Annotated in this window: 3 protein-coding genes; all 3 read left to right on the top strand. The window is 54.3% G+C overall.

The features are described 5' to 3' along the window. Positions 1 to 28 precede the first annotated feature (28 nt). The 3 genes from ACT3UQ_RS07410 (at position 29) to serA (ending at position 6,275) form a co-directional block, all read left to right on the top strand. Complete coding sequence (locus ACT3UQ_RS07410; RefSeq protein WP_444636841.1) at positions 29 to 2,578, top strand: helix-turn-helix transcriptional regulator; 2,550 nt, start codon at positions 29 to 31, stop codon at positions 2,576 to 2,578. A 388-nt stretch (positions 2,579 to 2,966) separates the two neighbouring features. After that, positions 2,967 to 4,319: a sugar transferase gene (locus ACT3UQ_RS07415; RefSeq protein WP_444636842.1), complete on the top strand. Its 1,353-nt coding sequence runs from the start codon at positions 2,967 to 2,969 to the stop codon at positions 4,317 to 4,319. Between the two features lie 360 nt (positions 4,320 to 4,679). Next, positions 4,680 to 6,275, top strand: a complete 1,596-nt coding sequence (gene serA / locus ACT3UQ_RS07420) for a phosphoglycerate dehydrogenase (protein WP_105650402.1) — start codon at positions 4,680 to 4,682, stop codon at positions 6,273 to 6,275. Positions 6,276 to 6,439 lie beyond the last annotated feature (164 nt).

The raw sequence follows: 6,439 nt of genomic DNA on the forward strand, positions 1-6,439 counted from the left end.
TGCCTACCCAGAAGATTCAAGGTATTTGGTGGCACGTGAAGTTCTCGACTCGATGGCAGATGGAACCCAGAACTTTAGCGTCGTTTTGGCTCATCTTGCCTCGGGACAAGCCGAGTTCAGTTTCGCGCTGCGAAGCCTTGCTGCGCAGAATCGAAAAAATGTTCTCACCGTTAGCTGTCTGCCTAGTGAACTGAACACTCCCTTTGGCACAGTGGGTGCGCTTATTGATGAGACACCAAACCAGGCCGATTTGCTCTCAGTCATGAGGCAACTGGAAAGCAAAATCCTTGAATCGAAATCATCATTGTCGTCTCGGACACTGCTAGTAGTGGACAACGCCCAAGATATGGATCAAGAGTCGGCGTATATCCTGACCCAATTGGTTCAGGCCAGAAATCTCGACTTGGTATTGATCACTACGGAACCGGTGAAGAAGCGAGCCAACTTAGAGCCCTTCGAATCGCTGGGTGCGGAACTATCCACGGTGCTCGGCCCGTTAAGCGACCTGCAGATGGCCGACGTTTTGCGGCGGATAACTGGCGCTCCGCCGACTAGCGGTAGTTTGGCTATGATTCGGTCACTCACCGGAGGGATCTACGAAGTATTCGGGATTCTCTGCGAGGTCATTAGGGGCGAGCAAGTTTGGCAATTGGTGGCTGGTTATAGTGTAATTCCCGCAGAGCATCTCCTTGAACACCCTCGGATTAGCGACGTACTGCGGTTGCTGCTTGAACAGATCGAGCATGATGTTTTAGAGGTATTGTCCGCAGTATCCTTAGCAAGAACTAGCTCACTAGAGGCCGTTCGCAATGCGCTACATGGTGACATTTCATCAATCATTGATTCGGGATTGCTGATATTGCGCGGTGAACAAGAAGTTTTGGTGGGTGCTGCCCTTCTGAGCGCACTAATCATTCGTACAATTTCACCGGCAGAGTCCGGAAGGCTGCTGAAATCCTGGACGGCATTCGCTCCAGCTCAAGAACAATTGGACTGGCGCCGGACACTATGGACATTGGCCGCTGGAGAAGCAGTTTCGGAGGAAGAACTGGCCAACTCTGCCCAACAGGCGAACGCCAGCGGACACTACAGGGAAGCATATGAACTGGCCACCGCACCTACAGGGAGAAACGCTTCGGTGCTGCGACGAATCCAGGAGCTCGGCGCAATTGCCAGTTCGGGTCAATCCCTCGAAGCCATGGAAGAATTTGCGCAGCTTGCCGAAGAACCTTTATCTCTGGTCGAGATTGAATCCTTAACTTCGTCGTGGACGACGATGTTGCCGCTGGTTGTGGGCCATGAAACGGAATTCGAAAAGGCCAAGACGGTATGGACCGAGCTGGTGCGACAATATCGACTTGAAGACAACGAGCAGCTGAACACCAGGATTCATGCGGTCCGACTAATTACCGACAATGATGGTGCAACTGGGGCAGCCATGCGACTGAAAGAAATCATCGCACAGCGTCCAACTGTAGATGTTCAGTTTCTTATGCTCACGTTTGGACTGGAAAATATGCTACTGGAAGTTGATGATCCAGAAGTACTAGCAGCAATCTCGATATTGAAAGATGACACGTCTTTTGGAATTCGGGTAGGAACCTATGGAACGACCCTACTTGCCCAAGAGGTCAGCGGAAAAAAGGTCTCATTGCTCTCTGACTTGTGGCGAACTTTGGCCGGAAGCCAGCGATTGATACGTCACCTTTCGGCTTTGGACTCGATGAGGCGCGGTTGGGAGTCTGAGCGAGACGGACAATGTGAGCAATGCACTGCTGAGCTGACTCAGGCAACTGCCGATTTTGCGGCCTCTGGAATGGCGAGGCATGCACAGTACGCAGCCATCAACGTTATGGCTCGCAATCCACTACTGAAGGATTCAGCGGTTACCGCGCTGATAGAGGACGCAAGAGAGGGGCTGGTTGTAGGAAGCCCACTGTTCATAGAATTTACTTCACTGTCTGGACTCATCGCCCACCATGACGACGTGTCGGCCCTGACGAAGTCCTTGGACGAGCTAGTCAGTTGCGCTAGCCCAGCAATGGCCCTTCAAGGACTATGGCATGTCTACCGCTTCCAGTCTAGAGAGGCTCGGCAAGCCATTTCTGGTATGAAGGAGCGCGTGCATAACCTTTCACAACGCACGAGTTCCCCGCGGTATCGCCTGATTGGCGAGGTGCTCACTAAAGTGAATGACCATCCCGAAGCGCTCGTAGTCCCACCGCACATTGAGCGACTGCAGCTCCATCCTGAAATAGCCGCTGTAGGTTGGGCCGCAGCGCTTGCTTCAGATTCGGTTAATGAGGAATTGGCTGCCAAAGCGCGCCGATACCTATACCGAGGTGCCAAGAATTATTCGAACATTCCCGTGGTATTGGAGGCCTTGGAAGCTCACGGGTTGTCGTCCCGCGAATTGGATATCGCTAAACGCGCCGCACGTGGAATGAGCAATAAGCAGGTTGCGGCTCAGATGAACTTGTCGGTGCGAACTGTTGAGGGTCACCTCTACCGCGCATTTGCCAAGTTGGGGTTGAAAGACCGACGAGGATTGGCGCCGTTGGGGTTGGAAAAGCAGTGAATCCGATAGCTCTAGGTAGCAATTACTGAAGACCCAAGTACAACCGAGTACGCTTCTTGGGACAAATCTGCTGATCAAGCCCACCTTCGGGTAGTCGGCACTCGTGTGTTTGGCTAGGCCGCCGCATAGATTATCAATATTAGAGAGTTGTGGGGAACTTCTAGCCGGCCATCCAAAGAAGCTTGAAACCCGGCTGGATTTTATGGTTCCCTGCAATCCCTCGCCATATTGTGATCTATGAGGGGAAGTGGAATACATGGTAAGTGGGGTAGGGGAACCTCGTTTATCTAGTCCTAAGGTTTTGGGGAAAGCCTGGACAAGTGCAGAATCGCGCACAGGCGCGCATACTTGGGCTCCAGCCCGCCACCGTAGGCAACGCTGGGTCAATATGCTTGCATCCATTGATGTCCTGGTCTCAGGTGCCTGGCTCCTCGCGGCAGCCGTAGTGCTGGACTTGAGTATCGACGCTCAGTATCTGGGTTATTTGGCCTCCACGTTTTGCATCTGGCATTTAGCTTTATATCTGAAAGGTTCCCGAAGGACCGATACCTTAGGCGTTGGTTCCGCGGAGTATAAGCGTGTCTTGAGCGCCAGCCTTTTCACTGCAGGATTCGTGTCAATCGCTTCGATGGCTGGAGGGCTCGAAGTCGGTCGTGAACTCGTGCTAGCCGGAATTCTGCCGGGAACGCTGATTCTTTTGTTCTCGCGTTGGATGATGCGGCGTGTATTGCATATGAGAGCCAAACAGGGCGCCACTTTGCATCGAGTCATTGTTGTGGGTCGGGCGACCGATCTTACGTACCTCACCCGCCAGATCTCTGCTAAATCAGCGGGTATGTACCAGATTGTGGGCCTGATAGAAGACACGAATTCACCTGTTGTCGTGGAGGACGTCCCAGTATCTTATTCGCTGGATGACCTTGACTACATGATTAAAATCCACGGTGCCGATTCGGTGATGGTAGCCGGTACCTTGAACGATGGACCCGAAGCAGTCAAGAATCTGGGTTGGAGATTGGAAAAGACAAAAACCGAGCTGATACTGGCATCCAACCTTACAAACGTTGCTGGCCCCAGAATCCATATGCGACCGGTAGAAGGACTACCTCTGATGCACGTTGAACCACCGGCTTTCGACGGTGCGAGAATGTGGGCGAAACGCATACTCGACATGGTGCTGTCCGTGAGTGCATTGCTTGTGCTGACCCCTGTATTTGCGCTGATCGCGCTGGCAATACGTATCGACTCGGCAGGCCCCGTGCTTTTTGCGCAGCGCCGAGTGGGCAAGGACGGCCACGAATTTACCATGCTGAAATTCCGAACAATGGTGGTCGATGCAGAAGAGCGGTTGAAGGATTTGAAAGGATCGAACGAAGGCGCTGGACCGTTGTTCAAACTCAAAAATGATCCGAGGGTAACCAGGATAGGAAAGGTCCTGCGGAAGCTATCGCTGGATGAATTGCCGCAGATCGTGAACGTCATGCGCGGGGACATGTCGTTGGTTGGGCCTAGGCCTCCGTTGCGGACCGAAGTGGACTGCTACGAACAACACACGTTCCGCAGACTGCTGATCAAGCCAGGTCTCACGGGATTGTGGCAGGTCAATGGGCGAAGTGATCTTAGCTGGGACGACAGCGTTCGGCTGGATCTGTACTACGTGGAAAACTGGTCGGTGGTGGGTGACCTGATCATCATGTGGCACACCTTTAAAGCCATGGTTAGACCTCAAGGCGCCTATTAGGCGTTTTGATGAATCGAAGTTTTGAGCCAACGCGAAAACTTTCGATTGCGACCCCTATTTGGGCCCCCGCGAATAGGGGAGCGTGGCCTCGTATCTTCCCAACGATGCGAGGCTACGCCTTATTTAAGCGCCGCTCGGTGCTGCAACAGAAAAAGACCGATCAGAGGCGATGTTCTCTTGGCCGAAGTACATTCTAATCTTCAAGTGAAAGTTTTCACAAAGTCGCCCTGAAGCCGCGTAATATGCGTCAATTCAACGGATTCTAGGACTGTCCGGCGATAGGGTGGAACATGTTGGCGATCATCAACGATCGCCCACATGCAAGCATCAGCCCAATGAAATCGCAAAGGTGCCACACCCGTGTCTGACAACAAGCCAATCGTACTTCTGGCCGAACAACTATCCCCAGCAACTGTCGCTGCGCTCGGTCCCGACTTTGAAATTCGTCAGACAGACGGAGCAGACCGCTCCCAGCTGCTCGAAGCCATCGCCGACGTAGATGCAATTCTCGTCCGTTCGGCCACCCAGGTGGACGCCGAGGCAATCGCCGCGGCCAAGAACCTGAAGATTATCGCCCGTGCCGGCGTAGGACTGGACAACGTAGATATCAAGTCCGCCACTCAGGCTGGCGTCATGGTGGTCAACGCCCCGACTTCCAACATCATCTCGGCGGCGGAACTGACCGTGGGCCACATCGTTTCGCTGGCTCGCCGCATTCCTGCCGCGAATGCCTCGCTGAAGAACGGTGAATGGAAGCGCAGCTCCTTCACCGGTGTCGAGCTGTTCGAAAAGAAGGCCGGCATCATCGGGCTGGGCCGTATCGGCGCCCTCGTCGCAGCACGCCTGCAGGGCTTCGGCATGGATGTCATTGCCTATGACCCTTATGTCACCCCGGCTCGCGCCTCCCAGCTTGGTGTCACCTTGGTGACCCTTGATGAATTGCTGGCCCAGGCGGACTTCGTGACCATCCACATGCCGAAGACTCCAGAGACGCTGGGCATGCTGGGCAAGGAAGCCTTCGGCAAGATGAAGAAGAGCGCCTACGTCATCAACGTGGCACGTGGTGGCCTCGTTGACCAGGATGCGCTGTATGAAGCACTGAAGAATGAAGAGATTGCCGGTGCCGGCCTTGACGTCTTCGTCAAGGAGCCAAGCACCGACCTGCCATTCTTCGAGTTCGAGAACGTGACTGTTACCCCGCACCTGGGCGCATCCACCGATGAAGCCCAGGAGAAGGCTGGTGTGTCCGTTGCCAAGTCGGTTCGCTTGGCGCTTGCCGGCGAGCTGGTCCCGGATGCAGTGAACGTTGCCGGCGGCGTTATCGACGAAAACGTGCGCCCGGGCATTCCGCTGATCGAGAAGCTGGGCCGCATCTTCAATGCCCTGACCTCGGGCTCGCTGACCAGCATCGATGTTGTGGTCGCCGGCGAAATCGCTTCCCTGGACGTGAAGGCCTTGGAGCTTTCCGCGCTGAAGGGCGTCTTCATGGATGTCGTTTCGGATCAGGTCTCCTACGTCAACGCTCCGGTGCTTGCCGAGCAGCGCGGCGTGGCCACCCGTTTGGTCACCACCCCTGACTCACCTGAGTACCGCAACCAGCTGACCATCAAGGGCGCAACCAATGAGGGCACGCAGTTAGCGGTCGCCGGTACTTTGACCGGTCCAAAGCAGATTGAGAAGCTTGTTGGAATCAACGGCCACGAAATCGAAATCCCGATCTCGGATCACATGATCGTTGTGCGCTACTCGGATCGTCCGGGCGTTGTGGGCTCGCTAGGTAACGTGCTGGGGGAGCAGGGCATCAACATTGCTGGCATGCAGGTGTCGCGCGACGAGGAGCGCGCCGAGGCCGTCGCGGTGATCAACATTGATTCGGCGCTGCCGCACGGTGTCCTGGATGTTGTTGGTGCAGCGATTGGTGCAAGTGTTGCGCGCGAGATCAATCTGGCTGAGTAAGACATTCGTAGCTAGACTCAGGACGAGTTCTATTAAATTGTAATTCGTATAAAATTCCAAGAAGGGTATGGCACAGACTAGAGGTGTCATATCCTTCTTGTGCGCTACAGAGAAGTGGGGATAATCGAAACTTATTTTGAGAATCCGACACGCTTCAATCTGGT

Origin of the sequence: Glutamicibacter sp. AOP12-B1-11 (genome assembly GCF_052379245.1) — a bacterium.
Lineage (GTDB): Bacteria > Actinomycetota > Actinomycetes > Actinomycetales > Micrococcaceae > Glutamicibacter.